The 25,859-nt window shown below is 64.1% G+C and carries 21 protein-coding genes and 1 rRNA gene (1 of these 22 only partly in view); 15 read left to right on the top strand and 7 right to left on the bottom strand.

From position 1 onward, the window contains the following. The first annotated feature begins 71 nt into the window (after positions 1-71). Genes DBW_RS13220 through DBW_RS13205 form a run of 4 tightly spaced genes read left to right on the top strand, consistent with a single transcriptional unit; the run spans position 72 to position 3,808 of the window. Positions 72-1,007: a 4Fe-4S dicluster domain-containing protein gene (locus tag DBW_RS13220; protein ID WP_066727962.1), complete on the top strand. Its 936-nt coding sequence runs from the start codon at positions 72-74 to the stop codon at positions 1,005-1,007. After that, on the top strand, positions 1,004-1,831 hold the full coding sequence (locus DBW_RS13215; protein WP_066727961.1) for an FAD/NAD(P)-binding protein: 828 nt from the start codon (positions 1,004-1,006) through the stop codon (positions 1,829-1,831). The genes DBW_RS13220 and DBW_RS13215 overlap by 4 nt, the downstream gene beginning before the upstream one ends. Position 1,832: 1 nt before the next feature. Beyond that, complete coding sequence (locus tag DBW_RS13210) at positions 1,833-2,576, top strand: hypothetical protein (RefSeq protein WP_066727960.1); 744 nt, start codon at positions 1,833-1,835, stop codon at positions 2,574-2,576. Further along, on the top strand, positions 2,573-3,808 hold the full coding sequence (locus DBW_RS13205; RefSeq protein WP_066727959.1) for a nickel-dependent hydrogenase large subunit: 1,236 nt from the start codon (positions 2,573-2,575) through the stop codon (positions 3,806-3,808). The genes DBW_RS13210 and DBW_RS13205 overlap by 4 nt, the downstream gene beginning before the upstream one ends. A 12-nt stretch (positions 3,809-3,820) precedes the next feature. Here the strand turns inward: DBW_RS13205 and DBW_RS13200 are convergent, their stop codons facing one another. From DBW_RS13200 to DBW_RS13180, 5 genes are all read right to left on the bottom strand, one after another. Next, positions 3,821-5,734: a putative nucleotidyltransferase substrate binding domain-containing protein gene (locus tag DBW_RS13200; RefSeq protein ID WP_066727958.1), complete on the bottom strand. Its 1,914-nt coding sequence runs from the start codon at positions 5,732-5,734 to the stop codon at positions 3,821-3,823. A 121-nt stretch (positions 5,735-5,855) separates the two neighbouring features. Then, positions 5,856-6,083 carry a hypothetical protein gene (locus DBW_RS13195; protein ID WP_066727957.1) on the bottom strand — a complete coding sequence of 76 codons (228 nt, stop codon included), beginning with the start codon at positions 6,081-6,083 and terminating at the stop codon, positions 5,856-5,858. A gap of 1 nt (position 6,084) precedes the next feature. Next, positions 6,085-7,782, bottom strand: coding sequence for a VC_2705 family sodium/solute symporter (locus tag DBW_RS13190; protein ID WP_066727956.1), 1,698 nt, complete (start codon positions 7,780-7,782; stop codon positions 6,085-6,087). After that, positions 7,779-8,117 carry a DUF4212 domain-containing protein gene (locus tag DBW_RS13185; RefSeq protein ID WP_066727955.1) on the bottom strand — a complete coding sequence of 113 codons (339 nt, stop codon included), beginning with the start codon at positions 8,115-8,117 and terminating at the stop codon, positions 7,779-7,781. The genes DBW_RS13190 and DBW_RS13185 overlap by 4 nt, the downstream gene beginning before the upstream one ends. Positions 8,118-8,214: 97 nt before the next feature. Next, positions 8,215-8,622: a (deoxy)nucleoside triphosphate pyrophosphohydrolase gene (locus DBW_RS13180; RefSeq protein WP_066727954.1), complete on the bottom strand. Its 408-nt coding sequence runs from the start codon at positions 8,620-8,622 to the stop codon at positions 8,215-8,217. A gap of 140 nt (positions 8,623-8,762) precedes the next feature. Here DBW_RS13180 and ubiE point away from each other — a divergent pair, with 140 nt between their 5' ends. Continuing rightward, on the top strand, positions 8,763-9,476 hold the full coding sequence (ubiE, locus tag DBW_RS13175; RefSeq protein WP_066727953.1) for a bifunctional demethylmenaquinone methyltransferase/2-methoxy-6-polyprenyl-1,4-benzoquinol methylase UbiE: 714 nt from the start codon (positions 8,763-8,765) through the stop codon (positions 9,474-9,476). Positions 9,477-9,485: 9 nt separating this feature from the next. Here the strand turns inward: ubiE and DBW_RS13170 are convergent, their stop codons facing one another. Next, positions 9,486-12,680: a YhdP family protein gene (locus DBW_RS13170; protein WP_066727952.1), complete on the bottom strand. Its 3,195-nt coding sequence runs from the start codon at positions 12,678-12,680 to the stop codon at positions 9,486-9,488. A 50-nt stretch (positions 12,681-12,730) separates the two neighbouring features. Then, positions 12,731-13,633, bottom strand: coding sequence for an RluA family pseudouridine synthase (locus DBW_RS13165; protein ID WP_066727951.1), 903 nt, complete (start codon positions 13,631-13,633; stop codon positions 12,731-12,733). A 173-nt stretch (positions 13,634-13,806) separates the two neighbouring features. Between DBW_RS13165 and smc the strand changes: the two genes are divergently transcribed. The 10 genes from smc to DBW_RS13115 all read left to right on the top strand — a co-directional run. Continuing rightward, positions 13,807-17,331 carry a chromosome segregation protein SMC gene (smc, locus tag DBW_RS13160; RefSeq protein ID WP_066727950.1) on the top strand — a complete coding sequence of 1,175 codons (3,525 nt, stop codon included), beginning with the start codon at positions 13,807-13,809 and terminating at the stop codon, positions 17,329-17,331. 10 nt (positions 17,332-17,341) lie between these two features. Further along, the gene (locus DBW_RS13155) at positions 17,342-17,701 is read left to right on the top strand and encodes a roadblock/LC7 domain-containing protein (protein WP_066727949.1); all 360 of its coding nucleotides are present in this window, start codon (positions 17,342-17,344) and stop codon (positions 17,699-17,701) included. 52 nt (positions 17,702-17,753) lie between these two features. Further along, positions 17,754-19,013 (top strand): signal recognition particle-docking protein FtsY, encoded by a 1,260-nt coding sequence (gene ftsY, locus DBW_RS13150; RefSeq protein ID WP_066727948.1) that lies wholly within the window; start codon positions 17,754-17,756, stop codon positions 19,011-19,013. A gap of 51 nt (positions 19,014-19,064) precedes the next feature. After that, complete coding sequence (gene zapB, locus DBW_RS13145; protein WP_066727947.1) at positions 19,065-19,256, top strand: cell division protein ZapB; 192 nt, start codon at positions 19,065-19,067, stop codon at positions 19,254-19,256. Next, a complete protein-coding gene (locus tag DBW_RS13140) occupies positions 19,253-19,564 on the top strand; it encodes a cell division protein ZapA (RefSeq protein WP_066727946.1) in 312 nt (103 codons plus the stop codon). Before zapB ends, DBW_RS13140 begins: the two co-directional genes overlap by 4 nt. 369 nt (positions 19,565-19,933) lie before the next feature. Continuing rightward, positions 19,934-20,494, top strand: coding sequence for a 5-formyltetrahydrofolate cyclo-ligase (locus tag DBW_RS13135; protein WP_066727945.1), 561 nt, complete (start codon positions 19,934-19,936; stop codon positions 20,492-20,494). Between the two features lie 65 nt (positions 20,495-20,559). Next, positions 20,560-22,122, top strand: a complete 1,563-nt coding sequence (rny, locus tag DBW_RS13130; protein ID WP_066727944.1) for a ribonuclease Y — start codon at positions 20,560-20,562, stop codon at positions 22,120-22,122. A 52-nt stretch (positions 22,123-22,174) separates the two neighbouring features. Then, positions 22,175-22,957: a TIGR00282 family metallophosphoesterase gene (locus tag DBW_RS13125; RefSeq protein WP_082820346.1), complete on the top strand. Its 783-nt coding sequence runs from the start codon at positions 22,175-22,177 to the stop codon at positions 22,955-22,957. A 71-nt stretch (positions 22,958-23,028) separates the two neighbouring features. Beyond that, positions 23,029-24,321, top strand: coding sequence for a tyrosine--tRNA ligase (gene tyrS, locus DBW_RS13120; protein WP_066727942.1), 1,293 nt, complete (start codon positions 23,029-23,031; stop codon positions 24,319-24,321). A 420-nt stretch (positions 24,322-24,741) separates the two neighbouring features. After that, positions 24,742-25,859, top strand: a 16S ribosomal RNA gene (locus DBW_RS13115); it runs 439 nt beyond the window's last position.

The raw sequence follows: 25,859 nt of genomic DNA, 5'->3' as shown, positions 1-25,859 counted from the left end.
CAGCGCTCTCTTGCGGTGCTAGAATGAAGGCTGGCAGGGAGCGTTAACAGTATTTAATCGCAGGACGGGGTATGCTGGCCGTGATGGCGGAACTATTCGATTGGCTAAACCGGACCTACCGGGTCCATGGACCGCTTCGCGGTGCGGACGGCGTTGTGCGCCTTGGCCCTGTTACGGCCTGGCCGGAACTTCCTGCTGCGGATTTGCCGCTGCTGCCGCCGAAAAAATATCTGCTCCCCCCGGTCGAAACTCTCTGGAGCGAATCCGATGCCCCGCCGGCGCCACAAGCCGAAACCCGGCCCCTCGCCCTGGTCGGCATCGCCGCCTGCGATCTGGCCGGCATCGCCTACCTCGATCGGGTTCTGGCCGAGGATCCCTCCTATCGTTCGCGGCGGGAAAGTCTCTTCCTGGTCGGTTGCGCCTGTGAGCCCGGCCAGGACTGCTGCTGCCCGCCCTGGGCAAGCCCGCCCCCCTGCGACCTCTTCCTGACGGCGGCGGGCGCCTACTTCGGGTCCCCCGCAGGCCGCGACGGTGCGGCGGCGGTGGGTCTTAACGCCGCCCCCCTGAGCGCGCTGCCCGTCTTACCCTCCTCCCGCCCCCGGGAGCGCAGCCCCGAATTTGCCGAGCGTTTCGTTGCCAGTCGGGAGTTGCCGTTGTGGGCCGAGACGGCGCGGCGCTGCCTCTCCTGCGGTGTCTGTTCCGCCGTCTGCCCGACCTGCTACTGTTTCGATGTCGTCGATCGCGTCGACGCCGCGGGGAGCGCAACCCGCAGCCGGATCTGGGACAACTGTTTTTTCACCAGCCACGCCCTGGTGGCCGGTGGCCATAACTTTCGCCCCGATCGCGCCGAGCGACTCCGTTTCCGCTGTGAGCACAAGTGGTTCGGGTTTGGTGATGACCGCGGGCGGGCCGCCTGCGTCGGCTGCGGCCGCTGTCGCCGGGCCTGTCCGGTGGAGATCGACATCGAGCTGCTGGCGCAAAGTATCGATGGCGGAGGTGCGCCATGACCATCGACTTTCTTCCCGTACCGGCGCGCCTGGAGACCCTCGACCGTCGCGTCCCCGATCACCACGTTTTCCGGATTTACTGCAGTGAGGAGCTGCCGCTCCGTCCCGGCCAGTTCGTCGAAATCTCCCTCCCCGGGATCGGCGCCTTTCCGGTTTCCCCCGCCCGCTGCGGGGATGGCTACAGTTTCGATACCTGCATCCGCCGCGCCGGCCGGGTCACCGACGCGCTCTACCGGTTGCCGGAAGGGGCCGCTATCGGTCTGCGCGGACCCTTTGGCAACGGCTTCCCCCTCGCCGATTTCCGGGGCGAGGACGTGCTGCTCATCGCCGGTGGCTTGGGGATGGCGCCGCTGCAGGGTCTGTTGCAGGTGCTGGTCGAGGAGAGGTCGGCGTTTGGGGAGATCATCCTCCTTTACGGCAGCCGCGACCCGGAGCTGCTGCTGTTCCGCGCCGAACTCGAAAAACTGGCGCGCCAGGGGCAGCTGCGCCTGCGTTTTTCCGTCGATTTTGCCACCGAACTCCCCTGGGCCGGCGAAGGCCCGGTCTGCCGGCTCGGGCTGGTCGGTGAACTCCTGTCCGACCTGGTCTTTGTCCCCGAGCGCACCGTCGCGGCCGTCTGTGGCCCGCCGGTGCTGTATGGCTGCGTCCTCGAAGAACTGGCCGGACTCGGCATGGCGCCGGAGCGGATCTTTGCCACCCTGGAGCGCCGCATGAAATGCGGGGTGGGCGTCTGCTGTCACTGTGTAACCGCGGGGCGCTATATCTGCCGCGAAGGACCGGTCTTCTCCCTGCGCCAGTTGCGGGGCATGGAAGGAGCCATCTGATATGTCTTCCAGCACCCCCCTGGTTTGCGGCTTTGCCCGCCTCACCTCCTGCAGCGGCTGCCAGCTGACCCTGCTCAACATGACCGCCGACCTCGTCCCCCTGGCGGCGCGCCTCTCGGTCGTTGCTTTTTCCATGGCCTCATCGGCCCCCGACCCCGGCGGCGCCCTGGATGTGGCAGTGATCGAAGGCTCGGTCTCCTCACCGGCCCAGCTTTCGACCCTGCTCGCCCTGCGGCGCCGTGCCGACCGCCTGGTCGCGGTCGGTGCCTGTGCCCTCAGTGGCGGCGTCAACGCCCTCGCCAGCGGCGATCGCGATGCGCTGGTGGCTTCGGTGTACGGCGCGCCGGAGGCGGTCGAGGAAAGCTTCCCGCCGCAGCCCCTCTCCCGCTTCGTCCAGGTCGACCTGGAGATCCCCGGTTGCCCGCCGGAAGGGGCGGAGCTGGTGGCGCTCTTTGGCTCCCTGGCCCGGGGCGGCCTGCCGGCCGCTAGTGACTACCCGGTCTGCATGGAATGCCGGCAGCGGGAAAATCTCTGCCTCCTCATCGAGCGCCGTATTCCCTGCCTCGGGCCGGTAATCCGGGCCGGGTGCCAGGCCCGCTGCCCCAGCTTCGGGGTCGCCTGCGAGGGGTGCCGGGGGATGGTGGCGGAGGCCAACCGCGGCGAGGAATTCCGCCTGCTGCTCGAAACCGGGCTGAATGAGCGGGAGATCCGGGCACGGCTGAGACGGTTCGGGGAGGAGGCATGAGCGTCCTGCATTTGACACCGCTGACCCGGGTCGAGGGACATGGCCGCGTCGATCTGGTACTCGAGGCGGGAAAACTGGTCGATGTCCGGCTCGCCCTCGAGGAGTCGCCACGGCTCTTCGAAGCACTGCTGGTCGGTCGCCATTGTCGCGAGGTGCCGGCCCTGGTCTGCCGGATCTGCGCCATCTGCTCCGCCGTTCACCGGGTGGCCGCCGCCATGGCCCTGGAGGCGGCGATGGGGATTGCCATCCCGCCGCTGGCCCGGGGGATCCGTGAACTGCTGCTGCTGGGAGGGCATATCGAGAGCCATGCCCTGCACCTCTTCTGCCTGATTCTTCCCGACCTGACCGGCCACGCCAGCCTGCTCGACCTGGCCCGTGCCGGCCACCCGCTGGCGGCGGCCGGGCTCGAATTGAAGGCTTTTGGCAACCGCATCCAGGCCCTGGCCGGGGGACGGCCGATCCACCCGGTCAATGTCGAGATTGGCGGTGTCCTCAGCACTCCCGATCCGGGCGCCCTCGCCGCCTTGGCTGAGGAGAGCCGCGCGCGGCAGGCAGAGCTCGAAACCTTGCTCGGCATCTTTTGCCGGGAGGAGAATTATCCCGCCCATGCGGCGGCCATCGGCACCCGGATGGCGGTTGCCGCCCCTGGCCCGTTGCCATTGTGGGGGGAGGAACTGGTCCTGGGCGACGGTCGGCGGGTTGCGGCGGCAGCGTGCCGGGAACTCTTTGCCGAGGTGGTCGTCGGCTATTCCCACGCCAAGCAGTCGGGAAGCCGCCAGCACCCCCTGCTGACCGGTGCGCTGGCCCGGGAGGAGATGGCCGGGGATGAGGCAATGGCGGGGTTCGGCATTCATGGCAACAACGTCGCCCAGGTCCAGGAACTCGGCAAGGCCCTGGCGCGGGTGGCGGCACTGGCGCAGGAACTGGCCGGGGCCAAGCCGGGAGAAGTGACCCTTGCCGACTGGCAGGCGGATGCAGGAATCGGAACCGCCCTTTGCGAAGCGCCGCGCGGACTCTTGCTCCATCACTATGTGGTCGATGATTTCGGCCGCATTGCCAAAGTCGACATCGTCACCCCGACGGCAATCAACCAGGCGGCGCTGGAAGCCCAGTTGCTGGCCGACCTGCAGGGAGTTAGTGATGAAGCGGTGCTGCTGGAGCGGGCCGGACGCATAGTGCGTGCCTACGATCCGTGCATCTCCTGCGCGGTGCACCTGCTTAAGGTAGTCTGAAGGCTGGCTGGGTCAGAAGGGGGTGCGGGCGAAATGGCGCTTGGTGGCGTCCTGCAGCTTGCTGACGGCGTGGAATGACTCCCGCAGCAGGTCCTGCTCGTTGCGGGTCAGGGTGGCCGGGTCGAGGAAGTGGCCCGGTTCGCTACCCGCCTCGATCAGGGCGATCTCGTTGCGCAGGCGCAGGAAGATCAGCGCCTCGAAAGCGGCGCGGATATGTTCGGCGGTCTCCGCCGAAAAGACATTGCGCTCGACCAGCGCCTTGAGGCGGTCGAGGGTGGTGATTTCGTGCAGTTCCTTCTCCAGAGCGAACATCCGGATGCAGTCGACGATGTAGATGCTCCCCCCCTGCTTGACCGACAGCTCCCCCTTGTGCGGACCGCTCTTCTCCACCAGAAAACGGCCGAGGAGGCCAACCGGCACCTTGTAGCGCAGGTCGAGGGCCATCATGTGGTAGAGAAAGGCCTGGAACTCGCGGATCTCGCGGTTGACCACCTCGCGCAGGCTCTGGGCGAGGGCCGGGTCGCCAGCCAGCGGCGCGAAATCGAAGAAGATTGACGAATAGCGCACCTTCTGCGGTTCGGGGTCGTTGACCCAGTCGCGGATACGGGCCTGCCAGTCCTGCAGCCGTCCCCGCCAGAGCGGGTTGCTGGCCATGACGTTGCCGCTGCAGAGGGGATAGCCGACCTGGTGCAGGGAGGTGACCACCTTCTCGGCGAGGGGGATGAAGAAGGCATCGATTTCCGCCATCCTGGCGTCCGGCACGTTCTCGAAGATGAAGCCGTGGTCCTGGTCGGGGCTGAGCAGCATCTCGCGCCGGCCGCCGCTCCCCATGATCAGGAAGCAGTAGCGTACCTGCGGCGGCTGATGCCCCTCGGCGGCCATTTCGGCCAGGCAGAGGTCGAAGACCCGCTTGATGATGCCGTGGTGGATGTAGCTGAGGATCTCCATCACCTCGGGGGTGCTGCGGGTTTCCGAGAGGAGGGTGCGGGCGACAGTGACGATCTCCCGGCGGATGGCCGCGAGTCCCGCGATGGTCCCTTCCTCGCGGATGTTGCCGAGGAGCAGCATCGCCTTCTGGCTGCGGTAGCGGAGCAGGTCGCGCAGACTGACGATGCCGACCGGTTCGCCGCGATCGACCACCGGCAGGTGCTTGAGGCGATGGCCGGTCATGTAGGCCATCGCCTCGTACATGTAGGTCTCCGGGCCCATGCCGTAGGGGTGGGGTTGCATGATTTCACGGGCCGTGATCTGGCGCGGATCGACATTCTCCGGGGCGATGACCTTGGTGACCAGGTCTTTGCCGGTGATGATGCCGAGGATCTTGCGGTTTTCGTCGGTCACCAGGACCGAGCCGATCTTCTTTTCCGTCAACTGGCGGGCGACCTGCTGGGCACTCTCCTGCGGAGCGCAGCACTCGACCGGGGAGACCATGATCTCCGACAGGCGCTTCTTGAAGGGGTAGGCCTCCATCTGCGTCAGCGCCTTCTGGCCATGGTCGCGGACGATGTCCGAGTAGAGGTCCCGCACCCGCGAGAGGACCAGGCGGGTAAAGTAGCCGCCGACCTGCGGGTAGTCGCGCTGCAGGCGGCGCAGAATCTCCTGCGGGATCAGGTAGCAAGAGGTCGGTTTCAGGGTCCTGGCGCCGCCGGTGTAGGGCTCGCCGGTAAAGATCGGGGTGCCGCCGAAGAACTGCCCCTCCTTGCGGTAATCGACGACCATATCGATGCCGCCCGGGGTGAGCACGGTGATTTCGACCAGTCCCTCCTTGATCAGGTAGAGGTAACCGGTCGGGGCATCATTCTGCTGGAAGATGAAGGTGCCGGCCGGAAAGGTCGATACCACGGCCGCCGCACTCAGCTCCTGAAACAGGGCTTCGGGGAGGGTATTGAAGGGCTCGGTTTCGCGGAGGTGATGGATCAGGCTCATAACCGGGGACCTGGTGGCGCTGGGGCGAAAATCGAATCAAGTCCGTGCTGGACAGCTGTCCGGCACGCTGCGGCGGACGGCTGAAAATTTACCACGAAGGGTAGGGCAAGTAAACGCAATTTCAGTCGCTTTCTCCCTGCCGGGCGCGGTTCGACCCCCGATCGAGGAGCAGGGCGCAGACGAAGCAGAAGATGCTGGCCGCCATCAGCTCGGCGATGTGGACGAAGAAGTTGCGGGTCATCAGCAGATCGACCCCCATCAGGAGCATGCCGAGGACGGCAAAGCCCATGGCCCAGCGCTGGCGTCCGCCGGGCAGCCGCATCCTGGCGTTCTGGTCGGCAGCAGTCATCTCAATGCACCGGCCCGCTTCGGGATGGCGTCTCCTCGACGTAGCCGGGGAGGTTGTGCAGCTTGCGCAGGATATTGTCCATTTTACCGGCCGACTCTTCCGTGACCCGGGAGTGGGTCAAGTTGGAGACAAGGATATTGATGAGAAAGGCGAGCGGGCAGACGATCAGGGCCGAAGAGGTTGCCGGCAACAGCCCGTCGGCGCCGAAAAAGGGGATTCTGGCGATCCACCCCGCCATGGCGATCAGGGTCATCCCGAGGCCCCAGACCATCCCGGCGAGGGCTCCATACTTGTTGGCCCTGCCGTACCAGACGGCCAGAACGACGGCGGGGAAGATGGTGTTGCCGGCGATGGCAAAGGCCATGGCAACGATCTGGGCGATCAGCGCCGGAGGGTTGAGGGCGGTCAGGATTACGATGCCGCAGAGGATGGCGGTAAAGATGCGGCCGACATGGAGGGCCTGGCGGTCGGTGCAGCCGGGCCGGAAGATCGTCGCGTACCAGTCGTGGGCGATCGCCGAGGCTCCGGCGACCAGCAGTCCGGCGACGGTGGAGAGCCCTGCCGCCATCGCGCCTGCCGCCAGGTAGCCGATAAAGGCGATCCCCAGCCCCGCCTTTTCCGGGGCGGAGAGGATAATGACGTCGGCGACTGCCTGGCCGCCGAGGGGATTCCAGAACTTGCCCATCGCTGCGTAGACCGGCGACGACCAGTAGAGCAGGCCGATGAAGAAGAGCCCCCAGAGGACCGACTTGCGGGCGACATCCTCGTTCTTGACGGTATAGAAGCGGATCATGATGTGGGGGAGGCCGGCGGTGCCAACCATCAGGGTGAAGACCAGGGCGATGAACTGGTAGAAGTTGCCGCCGCCCCAGGGGAGGTAGGCCTCGCGCACCTGCTCGATCTCGCCCGGCGTCAAATGGCCGGTTGCGACCTTCCCCTGCATGATATCGGAGAGGATGCTGCCGTACTCGAGCTGCGGCAGGATGCCGGCGCCGCCAGCCTTGCGGATCAAAATCCAGAGCGGGATCATGAAGGCGGAGATCAGCACCACGTACTGGATCTGCTGGTTACGGGTGACGCCGGCCATGCCGGAGATCAGCAGATATGCACAGACGACGCCGGCGGCAAAGAAGACGCTGGCATTGTAATCCATGCCGAAGATCCAGCCGCAGATCAGGCCGATCCCCTTGAACTGGGCCGTGGAGTAGGTGATGGCGATGATTACCGTGACGGCGGCGGCGATCAGGCGCACCGAGTGGCAGTCGTAACGGTCGCCGAGGAACTCGGGAATGGTGTACTTGCCGAAACGGCGGATCTGGGCCGCGAGCAGGCAGAGCAGGAGGACATAGCCGCCGGTCCAGCCGATGATGTAGCCGAGACCGAACCACCCCTTGAGATAGAGTAGACCCGCCACCCCCATGAAGGATGCGGCGCTCATCCAGTCCGAGGCGATGGCGGCGCCGTTGCCGTACTTGCCGATGCCGCGACCGGCGACCCAGTAGCCCGAGGTCTCGTTGACCCGGGAGAGGAAGCCGACACCAATGTAGACGCAGAGCAGGGCCACCATGATGATCGCCGGAACCAGTTTGAAGCCCGGTTCGATCTGGAAGATCTCCTCACCGGCGGCGAAGGCGGCGGGGGTGGCGAGCAGGACCAGGCCGGCAGCGGTCAGCAGGGGAGTAAAAATAGAGCGTCTCATCGCCCGGCTCCCTTTCCTGCCGCCTGGCGGCGCTGCGGCGTGATGCGCTTGTCCCACAGCAGGCAATAGAGTTTGCACAGCAGGATGTAGCCGATGGTACAGCCCTGGGCGATCAGCCAGTAATGGAGCGGAAAACCGAGAAAGCGAGCCCGGGTCAGGAACGATTCCCCGAGCCCCGAGGGGTCGCCGAGGCCGGCGACGAATATCAGCAGTGGAACGCCGAAGCTGAGCAGTGCCCAGACGGCGAGGACCGACGCGGCGACCGCGACCTCCTGGCGGATGCCCGGGGTGGAAGGACGGAAAAAGTTGACCTGGACACGCTCGCGACCGGACATGGTGGCTCCTTCGTCTGGTTGGAATCGGTAGCTCCCCTGGGTCCGCCAGTATACCCGAAGCGGCAGGCCAAGGCCATGTTCTTGTTGGGCTGCAACGCTATTGCGCCAAAATGGCCCCGGGATTTTGCTGTTGCAGGCGCTCCAGCAGTGGCTGGTCGGCTTCGAGAAAGGGGAGTGACAATAGTTCGCAGGGGAGGAGCCAGCGGTGTTCCGCCACCTGCAGATCGCGAATGCGGTGGTGCTCCGGATGGCAATGGTAGGCGAGAATCAGCACCGGCCCCCAGTCGTAACGGTGGAAGACGACGTCGAAGATGGCACCGACCCGCACCGGCAGGTCGAGCTCTTCGAGCAGTTCCCGGCGCAGCGCCTGCGCCGGCGCTTCTCCTTCTTCGAGCTTGCCGCCGGGGAACTCCCAGAGACCGCCATGGCGGGCCTGATCGGGCCGCCGGGTGACGAGAAACCGGCCGTCCTTTTCAATGATGGCGGCGGTAACCAAAAGGGGCATGAGGGGGTGACCTTTCCGGCGCCGCAGCCTTCAGGGCTGGGGCGCGACCGGCGTTTTTTGCTGACAGGCAGCGAAGGGATGTGCTAATAACGAGCCGCTGGCAAGCACTCGCTCACCCCTGGAAGGGAACGACCCGGACGATGTTCAAGCTCTCCGACAAGGGGCGCGGAATCCGTGACATGTTCGATTCCATCGCGCCCCGCTACGATCTGCTCAACCGTCTCCTCTCCCTCGGCATCGACCGGCGCTGGCGGCGCTTTGCCGTAAGACAGCTGGAAATTCCGGCGGCGGGACGGGTCCTCGACGTTGCGACCGGGACCGGCGATGTTGCGCTGGAGATTGCCGCCCGCACCCCCTCCTCGGTGCATATCGTTGGCGCCGACTTCACCCAGGGGATGCTGGTCCATGGCTTGGAAAAGGTGGCTAGTTCACCCTACCGCGAGCGGATTTCCCTGGTTAACGCGCCCTGCGAGGAACTACCCCACCCCGACCAGGTTTTCGACGGCGTGACCATCGCCTTCGGCATCCGCAACGTGGTCGATCGCCCCGCCGGGTTGCGGGAGATGTTCCGGGTGCTGCGTCCCGGCGGCCGTGTTGTGATCCTCGAATTCTCCAACCCGAAGAGCCGCTTCTTCAAGGCCCTTTACTACTTCTATTTCCGCCGCCTGTTGCCGATGATCGGCGGACTCTTCTCCCAGCGCAGCGCTTACCAGTATCTCCCCGACTCGGTCCTCGAATTCCCGGACCAGGAGGCATTCAAGGGCCTGATGGCGGCCGCCGGGTTCAGCGGGTTGCGCCACTTCGACCAGACCTTCGGCATTGCCACCGTCTACGTCGGTGTCCGCGAAGCCTGAGCCTCCCTGTTACTTCCCGCCCTGTAACAACCCCCCGACATCGTCAACCATTTTTCCCGGCAGACCGAAGACGCGGCGAAAAATTCCCAGCACCTTGCCGGAGACGGAGCTGATCGGGATCGGTCTCACCTCGGGATCAATGGTAGCCCCCTTGATGGAAAAGTGCGCGGTGATCAAGGCCTTTTCGTCGCCAGCCAGTACCCAGCCGGCGATGGGGATGTTGGTGATGATCTTGTCGACGGTGCGCAGCGGCTTGACCCCCATCACCGCATCGAGGCGCTGCCGGGCCAGATCGAGTTGCCCGACCAGGGAGAGGTTCATGGCGTTGCTCTCGACGAAAAGGTCCTCGCTGCTCAGAATCCCCCGGTCGAGTTTAAAGGTTCCGCTCAGCCTGCCAAAGGGCATTCCTTCCCGGTCCATGTCGGGAAGTTTCAGGGCCAGAATCTGCGAGACGTTAAGGAGCGAAAAGACCTTCGACAACGATTTGAACTCGCGCAGCACGCCGTTGCGGATTTCAATGCTGAACCCGCCCAGGGAGGTCGGCAAAAATTCGCTGCCGGCGATCCCCTGCAGGTAGAAGTCGCCGCGCAGGCTCCCTTTGACCAGGCTCGACTGCTTCAGCAGTTGCTGATGAACCACCTCCGCGGCGATCCCTTCGGCATGACCGGAAATGTGCAGCCGTGGCGGCGAATTTTCGACCGGTTCGACCAGGACCTGGCCAGTGACGAAACCGGGCCCGATCCGGCACTGCAAGGGATGGATCACCAGGGTTCGATCGGCGAAGGAGATTTCACCGCGCGCCTCCTCGAAGTCCATGCCGCCGATGATGCCGCGCCGGGCGAAGGCACGGATCAGCAGTTCGGGGAGGGGACCGTGGTGGGGCGGAACGTGCAGCGCAGGGGCCTCTGGCGACCGGCTCCAGAGTGCAATCACCTCGTCGATGTTGCCGTAATCGGCTTCGATATCGAGGGTGACTGCGGCCGGCCCCTGGAAGTGACTTACCGCGCCGCGCACCTCGGCTTTGGTGCCGCCATCGAGATGGGTCGTCACCCGCGTGAATTCGAGCCGGTCCGGGGCAACGGCCAGTTCGGCGTCGATATCGCGCAGGATTGCCTGGTCGGAGTAGAAGATCAGGTCATCGGCGTGCATCGCGCGCGCCTGCAGGTGGACGCTGCCGCTGGGCGCCGTGAGGTCGGGGAAGCTGCCGGATGCGGTAAAGGAGGAGCGGCCGATGCGCCCGGTCAGCCCGGCAAAGGAGGCCTGCCCCTGGTTGAAATGAAGGGAGCCGCTGAGATCGTTTAGGTCAGCGATAATGCCACCGAGGTAGAGCCCGGCGCCGTTGAGATTGAGGTTGCCGCGCGCCTGTTGCAGTTTGCCGCCCGCGCCCTGCAGGGAGTATTCGCCGGAGAGCAGCCCGCGAAGCTGGAGCGGTTTAAGGAGTGGCGCCCGTTCCGGGAGGTCCGCGAGGGCGACCGGCGCCAGCCGCAGGTCGAGGCGGAAGCGGTCGCTTTGGCCGAACGCGAAGCTGCCGTCGGCACTGACATCGAGCGGCGGACAGTGCAGGCGCCCGTAGTTGAGTGCCAGTTGCTGCTCGGCATAGTCACCGGAGAGGAAGAGTTCCGTGGCGATGCCGGCCGGTTTGGTGAAGAGGTTGCGGAAGTGAATCTTCAGTTGTCGCAGGTCGGCATGGGCGTCGAAGTGGGGCTGGTCGAGCTGGCCGCCGAGGGTGACCCGCAGGGGAAAGGTCCCGGTCAATTCGAGATCGGCTGGGGTCATGCCGGCAAGCCGGGTTCCGAGCCAGGCGGCGCCGAACTCGCCGGTCGCCACTGCTTCGATCCGCGGTGGCCCGGCGGCCTGCCAGGTGACCCGGCCGGAGAAGCGCAGCTCGTTGCCGGCCAGGTCGCCGGAACCATCGCGGACGGCCAGAGCCAGGGGGGTCAGCTCCAAATCGCCGGCGAGGTTTTCCATCTCGCCGATCCGGGGCAGCTTCAGGGCAAGACCGTTGAGTTTTGCTTTTATCGAATAGTGGGTGACCGGCGGACCGCCGCTGGGGTCCGGTTGCTGCTGGAAGGTGAGGGCGAGCTGCTGAAGCTGGCCGCCAGTCATGCTGGTGCGCAAGGAATTGACCAGCGGATTTTCCCCGGCGGGAAGGATTCGTCCCAGGTCCGGAAGGGGGAGCTCGGTCCCCTGTAGAGAGAGGTTGATGGCCGTTCCGTTGGTCGCCGGTTCGACGGTAGCCATGCCTTGCAGGCGCTGGCCGTCGAGTTCGATCGCCAGCGGTTCAAAACGCATCGCCGCCCTCTCCGGGGTCCAGCGGGTCGTGAGATCAAGGGTGCTGAAGAGAGCGGAGCTGCCGGGACCGTTCGGGGAATCAAGGCGGAGCTCAGCCCCGGTGAGGGCGAGGTCGATGGCCAGCCCGGTTTTTGGAATCCCCTGCAGCCGGGCCGTTAACCCGACCTGCCCAGAGATCCCCCAGTCGGGGGCGGGTGCCGAAGCCGGCATCAGCCAGCCGGCGGGAAGGTTGTGGAGGGAACCCTGCAGGGAATAGTGGGTTTCCAGCCAGAAGGGAAAGGTGTCCCCCGGTCTCAAGGTTCCGGAGATTTCAAAGGGGGCAGTTTCCTCCCCTCGAACGAGGCGCCCGGCGAGCTCAAGGGTTCCCGACCTGCCGGGAGCGAGGTCGCTGAGGTGCCCGTTCAGCGCTTTGATCGCCAGAACCCTGGCAGCCTGCGGCTGGCGCGGATCGACGAGGAGCAGGCTGCCGTTGCGCAGGGTACAGTTGCTGAAGCCGAGCCGTTCAAGAAGTTGCGGGTCGAAGGGCGCCGGTTCGGGCGCGGGCGTTCCCGCGTCGACCGGGGCCTGGCGGGTCAGGGTGAGGACCGGTTGGTCGAGGTAGAGGTCGCGGGTCTGCAGGCGGCGATGCAGCAGCTCTTCCAGGTCCAGGCGCAGATAGAGGTGGCCGATCTGCAGCCGCATTGCGCTCTCGGGGGTACCGACTTCGACATTGCGAACATCGATAGCCGGTCCGTGCCGCAAGCTGAGGCGGATCTTCCCCATCTGCACCGGGCGCTTGAGTGCAGAGCTCAAACTCTCCTGCAACTCGGCGCGGTAGCTGTCGAGATCGAAACTGGTCAGCAACCAGGCCAAAAAGGCGCCGAACGCCAGCAGCAGGGCGAACAGGAAGGTCAGAAAGGGGTGACGCCGCACGCGAAAAAACCTTTCGGCAGATCGTGCCAAGATGGGGCCGGCGATGAAATTTAAAGAAGAATCGTTGGTCCGCCAGCGCCAAGGGGCGGCGGCAGCTGCAGCCCGAGCCTGTCGAGCAGCTGCGCCAGGTCGCCGGGGAGGGCGAGTTCGGCCACCAGCGGCTCTTCGCCGAAGGGGTTGGCCACGACCAGCTGCCGGCAATGGAGGAAGAGGCGGCCAAGGCCTGGCAGTGCTCCTCCCCGGTAGCGCTCATCGCCGGCAATCGGGTGCCCAGCGTCTGCCAGTTGGCGGCGCAACTGGTGACGGCGGCCGGTCAATAGCTGCAGTTCGAGCAGGGAGAGGTTGCCATTGCCGGCGAGGCATCGGAATCGGGTTGTTGCCGCGTAATCACGTCCCCTGACCGGTACCGGCGAGTCGAGGGTCCCTTCGGTCGGGGTCCTCCCGGCCACCAGGGCCAGGTAACGCTTGCTGGTCGGCCCGTTCATGAAGACGCCGCCGAAAGCGGCAATCGCCTGGCGTCCCTTGCCGAACAGGACCGGGCCGGAGGTTGCCGCATCGAGGCGGTGGACCGGTGCGGTGCGAAAAGTCTGACGCCGCTGGCGCAGGAGCTGCTCAACCCGCAGGCCGAGATGATCCGTTTCGTGGCCGACCCCGCGGTGGACGGCCACTCCTGCCGGTTTGGCGACGATCAGCGCCTCCCGGGTCTCGACCAGGATGGTGAGCGGCGGCAGGATGCCGGCAAGCAGCTCCTGGAGCCGGCGGTTCTCCGGGAGTGCGATGGCGTCCCCCGGTCGCAGGGAGGCATCCGCGGCGAGCGCTCGCCCGGCAACCCGGATTTCGCCGCGGCGCAGCAGTTGGCGCAGGTAGCCGGAGGGAATTCCGGGCAGGCGCTGCTGCAGCCAGGCGCCGACGGAAATGCCGTTTTCATCCTCATGGACGGTAAGGTCGATCATCGCGCCTCATCATACCCCTCGCTGCCGATGCAGGCAAGCCGGAAGGCGGGTAGTTTCGGCAGGTAAAAAGCACCGGGCAAGGCCCTTTACAGGATCGGGATGGCTTGCTAACATGGCGCGCCACCCCGGTCCAGGCGGACCCCACTCTCTGCAGGCGGTCGACGTTCTCCCAAATGAAAATCAAACGGGTCGAAATAATCGGATTCAAGTCCTTCGTCGACCGGGTCAGCCTCGACTTTCAAGCCGGCGTGGCCGGTATCGTTGGCCCCAACGGTTGCGGCAAGAGCAATATCGTCGATGCCATCCGCTGGGTGATGGGGGAGCAGAACGCGAAAAACCTGCGTGGCCGCGCCATGGAAGATGTGATCTTCGGCGGCAGTGAATCCCGCAAGCCGCACGGCATGGCCGAAGTGTCGATGACCTTTGCCAATGAAGACGGTATCGGCCCCCCGGCCTTTCGCGACTACGCGGAAATCATGGTGACCCGCCGCCTTTATCGCAACGGCGACAGCGAATACCTTATCAACAAGACCCCCTGCCGGCTTCTCGATATCAGTGAACTCTTCATGGATACCGGGGTCGGCGCCCGCACCTATTCGATCATCGAGCAGGGGAAGATCGGGCAGATCCTCAGTGCCAAACCGGAGGACCGGCGTTCGCTGATCGAAGAAGCGGCCGGAGTGACCAAATTCAAGTCGCGCAAGAAGGCGGCGTTGCGCAAGATTGATGCCACCCGCCAGAACCTGGTGCGCCTCAGCGACATCATCGCCGAGGTCCGCCGCCAGACCAGCAGCCTCAAGCGCCAGGCCCGCAAGGCGGAGCGCTTTCGGGAATACCGGGAGGAGTTGCGCGGCATCGAGACCCGTTTTGCTGCCGGCCGTTACCGCCAGTTGCAAGCCGCCCTGGCCGCGGATGGCAGCCGCGAGGTCGCTCTGCAACAGCGGCTGGCGGCCCTCGAAGCCCAGCAGCAGGGGGAAGAGCTGGCGCTGGACGAGGCGCGTCTGCAACAACTGGCGCGGGAAAAAGAGCTGGCCGCCGTCCAGGAGCGGGTCTTTCACCTCAGCAGCGAGTTACAGAAGACCGAGTCCCGCATCGAGCTGGCCGACAACCAGATCCGCAACCAGACCCTGCAGCATGAGCGACTGGCGGGAGAACTCGCCGATGTCGCCCGCCGCCTCGAAGAGCTCGATCAGGAAGAGGCGACCCTTCGCGGCAGTCAGGGGCAGCTTGGTGCCGACCTGGCGCGCGAGGCCGGGCGCCTCCAGCTTGCCGAGCAAGACCTCGCCCGTTCGGTGGCCGAGGAAAACGAGCGCCAGCAGCTGCTCGAAGAAGCGCGGGCCGCTCTTTACCGACTCCTCACCGACCTGACCCGGTACTCCTCCCAGCAGGAGGACGCCGAACGCCGCCTGGCCGGTCTCGACCAGCGCAGCGGTCGAAGCCGGGCCGAGGTCATCGGTGTCCGTGAGCAGATGGAAGAAATCCGGCGCCAATGCGAAGCGCTGGAAGGGTCCCTGGACAGCTTCCGGCAACGGCGCGAGGCGCTACTCGCCGAGCGGGAAGAGTGCCGGGAAGCGCTGCTTGCGCAGCGGCGGCGCAGCGAGGAGAATGAGGCGACTCTGCTGGTTCGGCGCGAGGAGCATAACCGGGCCCGATCCCGGCTCGAGTCCCTGCAACAACTGGAGCAGAACCTGGAAGGATACGGCCGTGGCGTGCGCCTGGTCCTCGGCGATGACGAGCTGCGGCAATCCTTCGCCGGCATGGTCGCCGATGCCCTGGAGGTTGCCGCCGGTTACGAAGCGGCGGTCGAGGCGGTGCTCGGGGAGCGGTTGCAGACCATCCTGGCCCCCCGGACCACGGAAGTGGCAGCGGCCTTCGACCGCTTGCGGGCGGCGGACAGCCGCTGCAGTTTTCTTCTCCCCGGTTTTTCTCCGGCGGCGACGGGAGCGGTACCTGGCGGGCAGCCCCTCGATTCCCTGGTGACGTTGCGACCGGATTTCGCTCCCCTGGTTGGCAGCCTGCTGCAGGGAATCTGGGTCGTCCCCGACCTGGAGCCCTTTCTCCACGGCGGACTTCCGGAAGGGACGACCCTGGTGACAGCAGCGGGAGAGGTGTTGACCGCGCGCGGCGAATTGACCGGCGGCGCGCGCACCGCCCTCGACCAGGGGCTGCTGCATAAAAAACGCGAGATGAAGGAGTTGGCCGGGCAGGTCGCCGCATTCAGTCGCCAGGTGGAAGGCCTGCAACGGGAGCGGGATGACCTGCGCCAGGCCATGACCGCGAGCGATGAGCAGTTGCGCGAGCTCGAGGCTGCCCTGCACCGCAAGGAACTCAAGCTTGTCGATAGTGAAAAGGACCTGGTGCGGCTGCGCGGTGAGCTCGATCGCTTCGAGGAACGGCTCGAAGTGTTGAGCCTGGAGGAGGCGCAGCTCCATGAGGAGCATGAGGAGCTGCAACGCCTGCTCGGCACAGCCGCCCAGGGACGCCTTGAACTGGAGGCCGGTAAACTCGCGGCCGAGGAGCGGGTCGGACGGCTCCAGGAGGAGCTGTTGGCGCTGCGGCGGCAGAGCGAGGCCGCCCGGGAACAGGTAACCGCGCTGAAGATGACGGTGGTCAGTCTGCGGGAACGCGAAGAGGGAAGCCGCAGTGGCATCGAACGCCTCGCCCGGCTGCGCAGTGAACTGCAGGGACGCCGGGCGCTGATCCTCGCGCGCCAGGGGGAGGGGGAGCAGGAGCAGCAGACCCTGCGGGAGACGATCGAGCGCGCCCGGATTGAGCTCGACCTGCTTTACCAGAGGCGTGAGGAGGAGAAGGAGGGGCTCGACCAGCGCCGCGACGGGTTCGAGGAGTTCGGCGCCGGAATTCTGCTGCGGGAGGAGGAACTGCGTGCCCTGCGCGGCCGGGTCAGTCAGGCCCGCGACGAGTTGGGCGGGCTGCAGCTGGCGGGGCGTGAATTGCAGCTGGAGGCGGAGCATTTGCGGCAGACGATCCTCGACCGCTACCGGGTCGATCTCGGCACTCTGCCGCCTGCCGAGCCGCAAGGGGAGGATGTCGCCGCGGGTGAGCGTCGCCTCGAAGAGTTGCGGCGGCTGATCGACGAGATGGGCGAGGTCAACCTCACTGCCATCGAGGAATACGAGGAGTTGGAAGAACGACACCTCTTCCTGACCACCCAGCAGGAGGACTTGCGCGAGTCCCTCAACGGCCTGCAGACGGCGATTGCCCGCATCAACCGGACAACGCGCAAGCGCTTCCGCGAGACCTTTGACCAGGTGAACGCCAAGTTCCGCGAGGTCTTTCCGCGCCTCTTCCGGGGTGGTCAGGCGGAACTGCGGCTGACGGACGAAGAGGACCTGCTCGAAACCGGCATCGATATCGTGGTCCAGCCGCCAGGGAAGAAGCTGCAGAATGTCAGCCTCCTCTCCGGTGGCGAGAAGGCTCTCACTGCGGTGGCCCTGATCTTCTCGATCTTCCTGATCAAGCCCTCCCCCTTCTGTATCCTCGACGAGGTCGATGCGCCCCTCGACGATGCCAATATCGGACGCTTCAACGAGCTGGTCGGTGAGATGGCCGGCATGTCGCAATTCATTATCATTACCCATAACAAGCGGACCATGGAAATAGCCGATTCCCTCTATGGCGTGACGATGGAAGAGCCGGGCGTGTCCAAGCTGGTGTCGGTCCGGATCAACGAATTCTGAAAGTCGAAAGATGCCGTTCAAATCCTTGCTGGGAAAATTGGTCGATAGCGTCCCTGGTGCCCAGGGAGCCATCATCGTCGATTGGGAGGGGGAAGCGGTCGATCACGTCTCCCGCATCGACGAGTATGAGCTGAAGATCCTCGGTGCCCATAAGGGGGTAATTCTTGAGCATCTGCGTTCGGCCGTCGCCCGCCTGGAAGGGGCCGACCTGGAGGAGATCATTGTCTCCACGGCCCGGGTCGAGACCCTGATCATGCCGGTCACGCGGGAATATTTCCTGGTCTTGACCGTAGCGCGGGGGGACGCGCTGGGACGCGCCCTCTTTGAAATGCGGCGTTGTGTCGTACAGCTGCGCCGCGAGATCGATTAACCTGAAACCCCTTGACCCGCCTGCGGCGGGTTGCACTGGAGCCTGTTCCCTGATGCTTTCGCTCGATAGAATACTCGGTCCGCTGCAGGGCCTGCTGGCCGCCATTGGAGTGGCCGAAGCCAATCGGCCCCTGGTCGCCCTGGTTCTTCTTTATGTTGTCGCCGTGCTGCTGGTGGTCGGCTTGCTCCTCGTCGTCTGGCGTCTGCGCCGCCGGGTGACGCCGGATGCCGGCTCTGCACAGCCTCCGGTTGCTGCGCCGCCGGCCACGGAAGCACCCGAAGCCGCACCGGAGGAAGAGGCGGCGGGGGAACCCTCCGGCGCCACCGAACCGACCCGGGCCGCCACGGCGGAGGAAATCGCCCCGCTTGCGCCGGCCCCAGCGCCAGAGCTCACCCTGTTCGAACGGATGCGTGCCGGACTGGCCAAAACCCAGGCTTCCGTGGTCGGCCGTCTCGACACCCTGCTACGCGGCCGTGAGGTCATCGACGCCGACCTTTTTGAGGAGCTGGAGGAAATTCTGGTGACGGCCGATTTCGGCGTGCGCACCAGCCAGGAACTGATTGCCGCCATTGAGAGCCGGATTTCCCGGGAAGGCAAGGGGGACCCGAGCCAGGTCCGCCAGTTTTTGCGGGAAGAAATCCGGTCGCGTCTCTTTCCGAAAGCAAAGCTCGCGGCGCCATCGTCGCCACCCCAGGTGATCATGCTGGTCGGCGTCAACGGCGTCGGCAAGACCACCACCATCGGCAAGCTCGCCCGCCAGTATGCCGATCAGGGGAAGAAGGTCGTCCTCGGCGCCGGCGATACCTTCCGCGCCGCGGCAGCTGAGCAGTTGGCGATCTGGGGTGAGCGCTCGGGGGTCGATGTCATCCGGCACGCCGAAGGGAGTGATCCGGCCGCGGTCGCCTTCGACGCCGCCAAGGCAGCGCTGGCGCGCCAGGCGGATGTTCTGCTGCTGGATACTGCCGGGCGCCTGCACACCAAGGTCAATCTGATGGAGGAACTGAAGAAGATTCGCCGGGTGCTGGCGCGGGAGATCCCTGGCGCGCCCCATGAAACACTGCTCGTCCTCGATGCCACCACCGGCCAGAACGCCCTTTCCCAGGCCCGGCTCTTCCGGGATGCGGTCGAAGTGACCGGACTGGTGCTCTCCAAGCTCGATGGGACCGCCAAGGGGGGAATCGTCGTGGCGATCGGTGCCGAGCTGGGGCTGCCGGTTCAGTTCGTAGGGATCGGCGAAGGGGTGGAGGATTTGCGTCCCTTCGACCCCGATCTCTTTGTCGAGGCGCTCTTTCCGGCCGAGGAAAGGCCTTGACTAGGCGGTTCTCTTTCCCGTAGTATGGGCCCACGCTGGAGAAGATAACCCGTGGATTTAACCGTCATTGTCCGCCTGGAAGAGAAGGTCGACCAGCTCCTCGATGAGCTGCAGACCCTGCAGGAGGAAAATCTCCGCCTGCGGGAGCGTCAGGCGCGCCTGGAAGAGGAACGCCAGGTCTTTCGGCGCGAGCTTGACCTGGTACTTGGCAAACTGCCGGCGAAGGAGCGCAGGGCGCCTTGAAGCAGAGTGTCCAGGTGACAATTCTCGGCCAGCAATATACGCTGCGCAGCGAGTCTGACCCCGCTGAGGTACGGCAGATCGCCGAGTTCGTCGACCGTCGGGTCGCCGAGGTGCAGAGCGCCGCACGGACGGCAGACAGCTACACCGCCGTTGTTCTCGCACTGCTCAATGTCGCCGGGGAGCTCTTTGCTGCCAGGCGCCAGGCGCCTGCCGGGGGTGATGAAGGTGCGGAGGAGCGGTTGCAGAAGTTGCTGGCCCGCATTGAGGCCGCCTGTGCTGCGCCGCCTCCGGTGAAACCCGGGAGTTGAATAATTAGGATACAGGCAACAGGTTCTCTGTAAGGAGACTTCAGATAGATTGGCTGATGGTACACGCCTCCCGCTTTACGGGAGCTTCTCGATCCGGATCCATGAACGACGTTTCGCGCAGGTTCGTTGTCAACCTCTCGCCAGACCCTCCTGCCTTTCGGGCAGGGACTGATTGTATCGGCCGGGACACCCGCCTGGGACCGTCTCACCGGCAACAGGGGTCGCGGGGCGCCTCTGGCGTTGCCGCACGGGGTCGGTCAGGGCCAGGAATTGAGCTGACGTAGTTCGGAAAGCAGCGCCGGATCCTCTCACCATTCCATCCGAAGCTTCTCCTACAGGGATTGCCCGGTTCAGCGGGGGGTCTCTGCCATGCCCAAAACCTCCATTCGGCAAACCGTCCTGAATCGGCGGCGTCTTCTCGCCGCGGAAGTGTGCCTCGCCGGCAGTCTGCAGGTGCAGCAGCGGCTGCTGGCACGGCCGGAATTTTCGGCGGCGGAATCTGTCGCACTCTACAGTGCCGTCGCCGGCGAAGTTTTCACGGATCTCGTTTTTGACGTGGCCCGGCAGCAGGGGAAGAGTGTCGTTTTCCCCCGCGTCTGCAGCGCCGGTCTGGAGTTTTACCGGGTCGAAGGGCGCGACATGCTGGCGCCGGGCGCTTTTGGCGTTCTCGAACCGGCAGCCGGGGCAGTGGTTCCGTTGGCGGCCATCGATCTCGCCGTCATTCCCGGTGTCGCCTTTGATCTTCTCGGGCATCGCCTCGGTTACGGCAAGGGGTATTACGACAGGACTTTCTGCACCGCGACGGAGCGGCCCCTGCTGGTCGGATTTGCTTTTGATCTGCAGGTGGTGGGCCAGCTGCCGCGGGAGGGGCACGATGTCCGCCTCGATCTACTGGTAACCGAAACGCGGGTCATTGATTTTCGTCAATAATTGCCACCAGCGCGGGCTGGCGCCCGAAGCTGGCAACCTAAACAACACGTGAGGAGGGACGGACCTTGCAAATAGAACTGATCGTCGTTGCTATCGTCGCCGCACTCGCCGGCGGTGTCGGTCTCGGGATGCTGTTGCGGCGCAAAAGTGCCGATTCCCAATTGTCTGATGCCAGGGCCGAAGCGGTGCTGCTGCTTGAAAGCGCCCGCAAGGAAGCCGAAACCCTGCGCAAGGATGCAGTTATCCAGGCCAAGGACGCGGTGATCCAGGCGAAGAGCGAGTGGGAACAGGAATCCCGGGAACTGCGCAAGGAGATCCTGGCCCAGGAGAAGCGTCTGCTGCAGAAGGAGGAGAACCTTGACCGCAAGGCGGCCCAGCTCGACGGGCGCGAAGAGGATTTCTTCAAGCGGGAGCGGCAGCATGCCGAGAACGAGGAGGCTCTGGCCACCCGCGAGAAGCAGGTCGGCGAGCTGATTGCTGAGCAGCGGCTGCAGCTGGAGCGGATCTCCGGGATGAGCTCGGAAGAGGCCAAGGAAGTTTTGATGCAGGGGATGGAGAGCGAAGCCCGCCATGACGCTGCCAAGCGCATCAAGCAGATCGAGGATGATGCGCGGGAGAGCGCCGACAAGAAGGCCAAGGAGATCCTGGCCCTGGCGATTCAGCGCTATGCCGGCGATTATGTCGCCGAGAAGGCGGTCAGCGTGGTCCCCCTGCCGACCGACGAAATGAAGGGGCGGATCATCGGTCGCGAAGGCCGCAATATCCGGGCGATCGAGGCGGCCACCGGCATCGACCTGATTATCGACGATACGCCGGAAGCGGTGATCATCTCCGGGTTCAACCCGGTGCGCCGCGAAGTGGCCCGGCTTGCCTTGGAGCGGCTGATCGTCGATGGCCGGATCCATCCGGCGCGGATCGAGGAGGTGGTCAACAAGGCACAGCAGGAGGTCGACGAGGCGATTCGCGAAGCGGGCGAACAGGCAACCTTCGACGTCGGTGTCCATGGCATCCATCCGGAGATCATCAAGTTGCTGGGGCGGTTGAAATACCGGACCTCCTACGGGCAGAACGTGCTGCAGCACTCCCTGGAGGTCGCCTTCCTTTGCGGGATCATGGCTTCGGAGCTTGGAATCAACGTCAAGCAGGCGAAGCGGGCCGGCCTGCTGCATGATATCGGCAAGGCAGTCGACCACGAGATCGAAGGGTCGCACGCCGTCATCGGTGCCGACCTCGCCCGCAAGTACGGCGAGACGGCAAAAATCGTCCACGCCCTGGCCGCCCATCATGAGGACGAGAAGCCCGAAACGATCCTCGCCGTGCTGGTCCAGGCTGCGGATGCCCTCTCCGGCGCCCGCCCCGGCGCCCGTCGGGAGATGCTCGAAACCTACGTCAAGCGTCTCGCCGACCTGGAGCGGATCGGAACCTCTTTCCCCGGCTGCACCAGCTGTTTTGCCATCCAGGCGGGACGGGAGATCCGCGTCATGGTGGCGAGCGAAGAGGTGTCGGACACCCAGGCCTATGTCCTGGCGCGCGACATCGCCAAGAAGATCGAAAACGAAATGACCTACCCGGGGCAGATCAAGGTGAACGTGATCCGCGAAACCCGGGCGATCGAGTTCGCCAAGTAGTTACGCCTCCCTGGTCGCCAGGGCCACGAGCAGTGCTTTTGTTGAGGTCAGTGTGAAAATTCTTTTTATCGGGGATGTGGTTGGACGTCCGGGCCGCACGGCCCTCGAAGCGCGGCTCGGAAGATTGATTGACCGCCATGCCGTCGACCTGGTGGTCGCCAATGGCGAAAATGCCGCTGCCGGCTTCGGCCTGACCAACGATGTCGCCAGGGACCTGTTCAGCTTTGGCATCGATGTCCTCACCTCGGGCAATCACATCTGGGACAAGCGCGAAATCTACGACCAGCTGGAAAATGACTCGCGACTGCTGCGCCCGGCCAATTACCCGGCCGGATTGCCGGGGCGTGGAGTGGGGATCTACCGCACCGCCGGCGATATCCCGGTTGGTGTCATCAATCTCGAGGGGCGGGTCTTCATGAACAACCTCGACTGCCCCTTCCGTGCGGCCGATGCCCTGGTCGAAGAGCTGCGCCGGCAGACCTCGGTGATTCTCGTCGACTTCCATGCCGAGGCGACCAGCGAAAAAGTCGCCCTGGGGCACTACCTCGATGGGCGGGTGTCGCTGGTGGTTGGCACCCATACCCATGTCCAGACTGCCGACGAGCAGATCCTCCCCGGTGGGACCGCCTACCTGACCGACGCCGGCATGACCGGCAGTCGTGATGGGGTCATCGGCATTCGCAAGGAGCTTTCCATTGAACGTTTCCTGACCCAGGTCCCGGTTCGGTTCGAGGTCGCCAAGAAGGACCCGGTTCTGTGCGGGCTGGTGGTGGAGATCGATGAAGGGACCGGGCGCGCCCTTGCCGTAGAGCGCGTCAGTGAGATGATTGGCTGAAGTGAGGTTCCGACGTTAGATACGGCCATGGGCAGAGCGTGGCCTGAACCACTGAATCGCAGGTAGTGACCATGAATTTTGTCGAGGAATTGACCTGGCGTGGCATGATCCACGACATCACGCCCGGGACGGATGCGCAGCTCCAAAAGGAAATGACAACGGCTTACGTCGGAATTGACCCAACTGCCGACTCGCTGCATATCGGCCACCTGGTCAGCGTGATGATGCTCAAGCATCTGCAGCTTGCCGGCCATAAGCCGATTGCCCTGGTCGGCGGGGCGACCGGCATGATCGGTGACCCGTCGGGGAAATCGGCCGAGCGCAATCTGCTCGACGAGCCGACCCTGCGGCATAACGAGGAATGCCTGAAGAAGCAGCTGGCGAAGTTTCTCGACTTCGAATCGGATGCTCCCAATGCCGCCGAGCTGGTCAATAACTATGACTGGATGAAGGATTTTACCTTCCTGGACTTTATCCGCGACATCGGCAAGCACATTACCGTCAACTACATGATGGCCAAGGAGAGCGTCAAAAAGCGTCTCGGGGAAGATGCCAAAACCGGGCTGTCCTTTACCGAATTCACCTACCAGCTGGTTCAGGGGACCGACTTCCTGCATCTCTATCGTGAGAAGAACTGCAAGCTGCAGATGGGCGGTTCCGACCAGTGGGGGAATATCACGACCGGAACCGAACTCATCCGGCGCAAGGAGGGAGGCGAGGCTTTTGCCTTGACCTGCCCGCTGATCACCAAGGCGGATGGGGGCAAGTTCGGCAAAACCGAAAGCGGCAACGTCTGGCTCGACCCGAGACTGACGACACCCTACAAGTTCTACCAGTTCTGGCTCAATGTCTCCGATGCCGATGCCGAGAAGTACATCAAGATCTTCACCCTCCTCGGCAAAGAGGAAGTGTCCGGACTGGCCGCGGAGCAGGCCGCCGCGCCGCACTTGCGACCGTTGCAGAAACGCCTGGCAAAGGAGGTGACCTGCATGGTTCATGGCGAGGGTGAATACGAAAAAGCCGTGGAAGCTTCGCAGATCCTGTTTGGCAATGCCACGGCGGGAAGCCTGGCGAAGCTGGACCGGGAGACCTTTCTGGCCGTGTTCGAGGGGGTGCCGACCTTCGAAATCCCCCGTGAAAAGCTGAACGCTGGTGTGCCGGTGATCGACTTGCTCGCCACGGAAACGACAGTCTTTCCGTCCAAGGGCGAGCTGCGCCGGACCATACAGGGGAATGGCCTCAGTCTGAACAAGAACAGGTTGACCGATCAGGAGTACCTGGTGACCGGCGCCGATCTGATCAGCGAATCCTACCTTCTGATCCAGAAGGGGAAAAAGAATTACTATATTATCGAGGCCGTGTGAGGGCAGCGTTCTGACCCCATCCTGGGCAACGAAAAAGAAAACAGGCAAAACCCCAAAAGTGCCTTGACGGATGCGATGGGGTTCGCTATAGTCCGACGCCTTGCCGAGCACCTTTCTCCGGTTCACGCCGGGTCGAAAAAAGCCAAAGAAGTGGCTTGACAATGGGCGAGGGGTTCGGGTATAAACACGCTTCGTTGCTGAACGGCTCTTCGGGGCATAAGTAAGCGGTAGGGCAGGTTTGAAAAAGGGTGCGAAAAGCACTTGACAGGCAGGGCGGGTTTGGATAGAGTTACGTTCCGCTGCCAACGGGTAGCGGGTTTGTTTTCCCTGGTCTTTGAAAACTAAATAGCAGACGCTTGTAGATAGGTTTGTACGGGCAAAAGTCAAACCAAAAAGACAGAATCAAATATTTCAGTTATACAACTGGAGAGTTTGATCCTGGCTCAGAACGAACGCTGGCGGCGTGCTTAACACATGCAAGTCGAACGTGAAAGTGGACTTCGGTCCGCGAGTAAAGTGGCGCACGGGTGAGTAACACGTGGATAATCTACCCAATGGTCGGGGATAACATCTCGAAAGGGGTGCTAATACCGGATAAGCCCACGGGAACTTCGGTTCTTGCGGGAAAAGGTGGGGACCTTCGGGCCTACCGTCATTGGATGAGTCCGCGGCCCATTAGCTAGTTGGTAGGGTAACGGCCTACCAAGGCTACGATGGGTAGCTGGTCTGAGAGGATGATCAGCCACACTGGAACTGAGACACGGTCCAGACTCCTACGGGAGGCAGCAGTGGGGAATTTTGCGCAATGGGCGAAAGCCTGACGCAGCAACGCCGCGTGAGTGATGAAGGCCCTCGGGTCGTAAAGCTCTGTCAGAGGGAAGAACCTCCTGTCGGTTAATATCCGGCAGGCCTGACGGTACCCTCAAAGGAAGCACCGGCTAACTCCGTGCCAGCAGCCGCGGTAATACGGAGGGTGCGAGCGTTGTTCGGAATTATTGGGCGTAAAGCGCGTGTAGGCGGTTCGTTAAGTCTGATGTGAAAGCCCCGGGCTCAACCTGGGAAGTGCATTGGAAACTGGCGAACTTGAGTACGGGAGAGGGTAGTGGAATTCCGAGTGTAGGGGTGAAATCCGTAGATATTCGGAGGAACACCGGTGGCGAAGGCGGCTACCTGGACCGATACTGACGCTGAGACGCGAAAGCGTGGGGAGCAAACAGGATTAGATACCCTGGTAGTCCACGCCGTAAACGATGGGTACTAGGTGTTGCGGGTATTGACCCCTGCAGTGCCGAAGCTAACGCATTAAGTACCCCGCCTGGGGAGTACGGTCGCAAGACTAAAACTCAAAGGAATTGACGGGGGCCCGCACAAGCGGTGGAGCATGTGGTTTAATTCGACGCAACGCGAAGAACCTTACCTGGGTTTGACATCCCGATCGCACCTTATGGAAACATAGGGGTCAGTTCGGCTGGATCGGTGACAGGTGCTGCATGGCTGTCGTCAGCTCGTGTCGTGAGATGTTGGGTTAAGTCCCGCAA

The organism is Desulfuromonas sp. DDH964 (assembly GCF_001611275.1).
Lineage (GTDB): Bacteria > Desulfobacterota > Desulfuromonadia > Desulfuromonadales > DDH964 > DDH964.
Note: the sequence above shows the minus strand (reverse complement) of the source record. Positions and strands in the feature narration are given on the sequence as shown.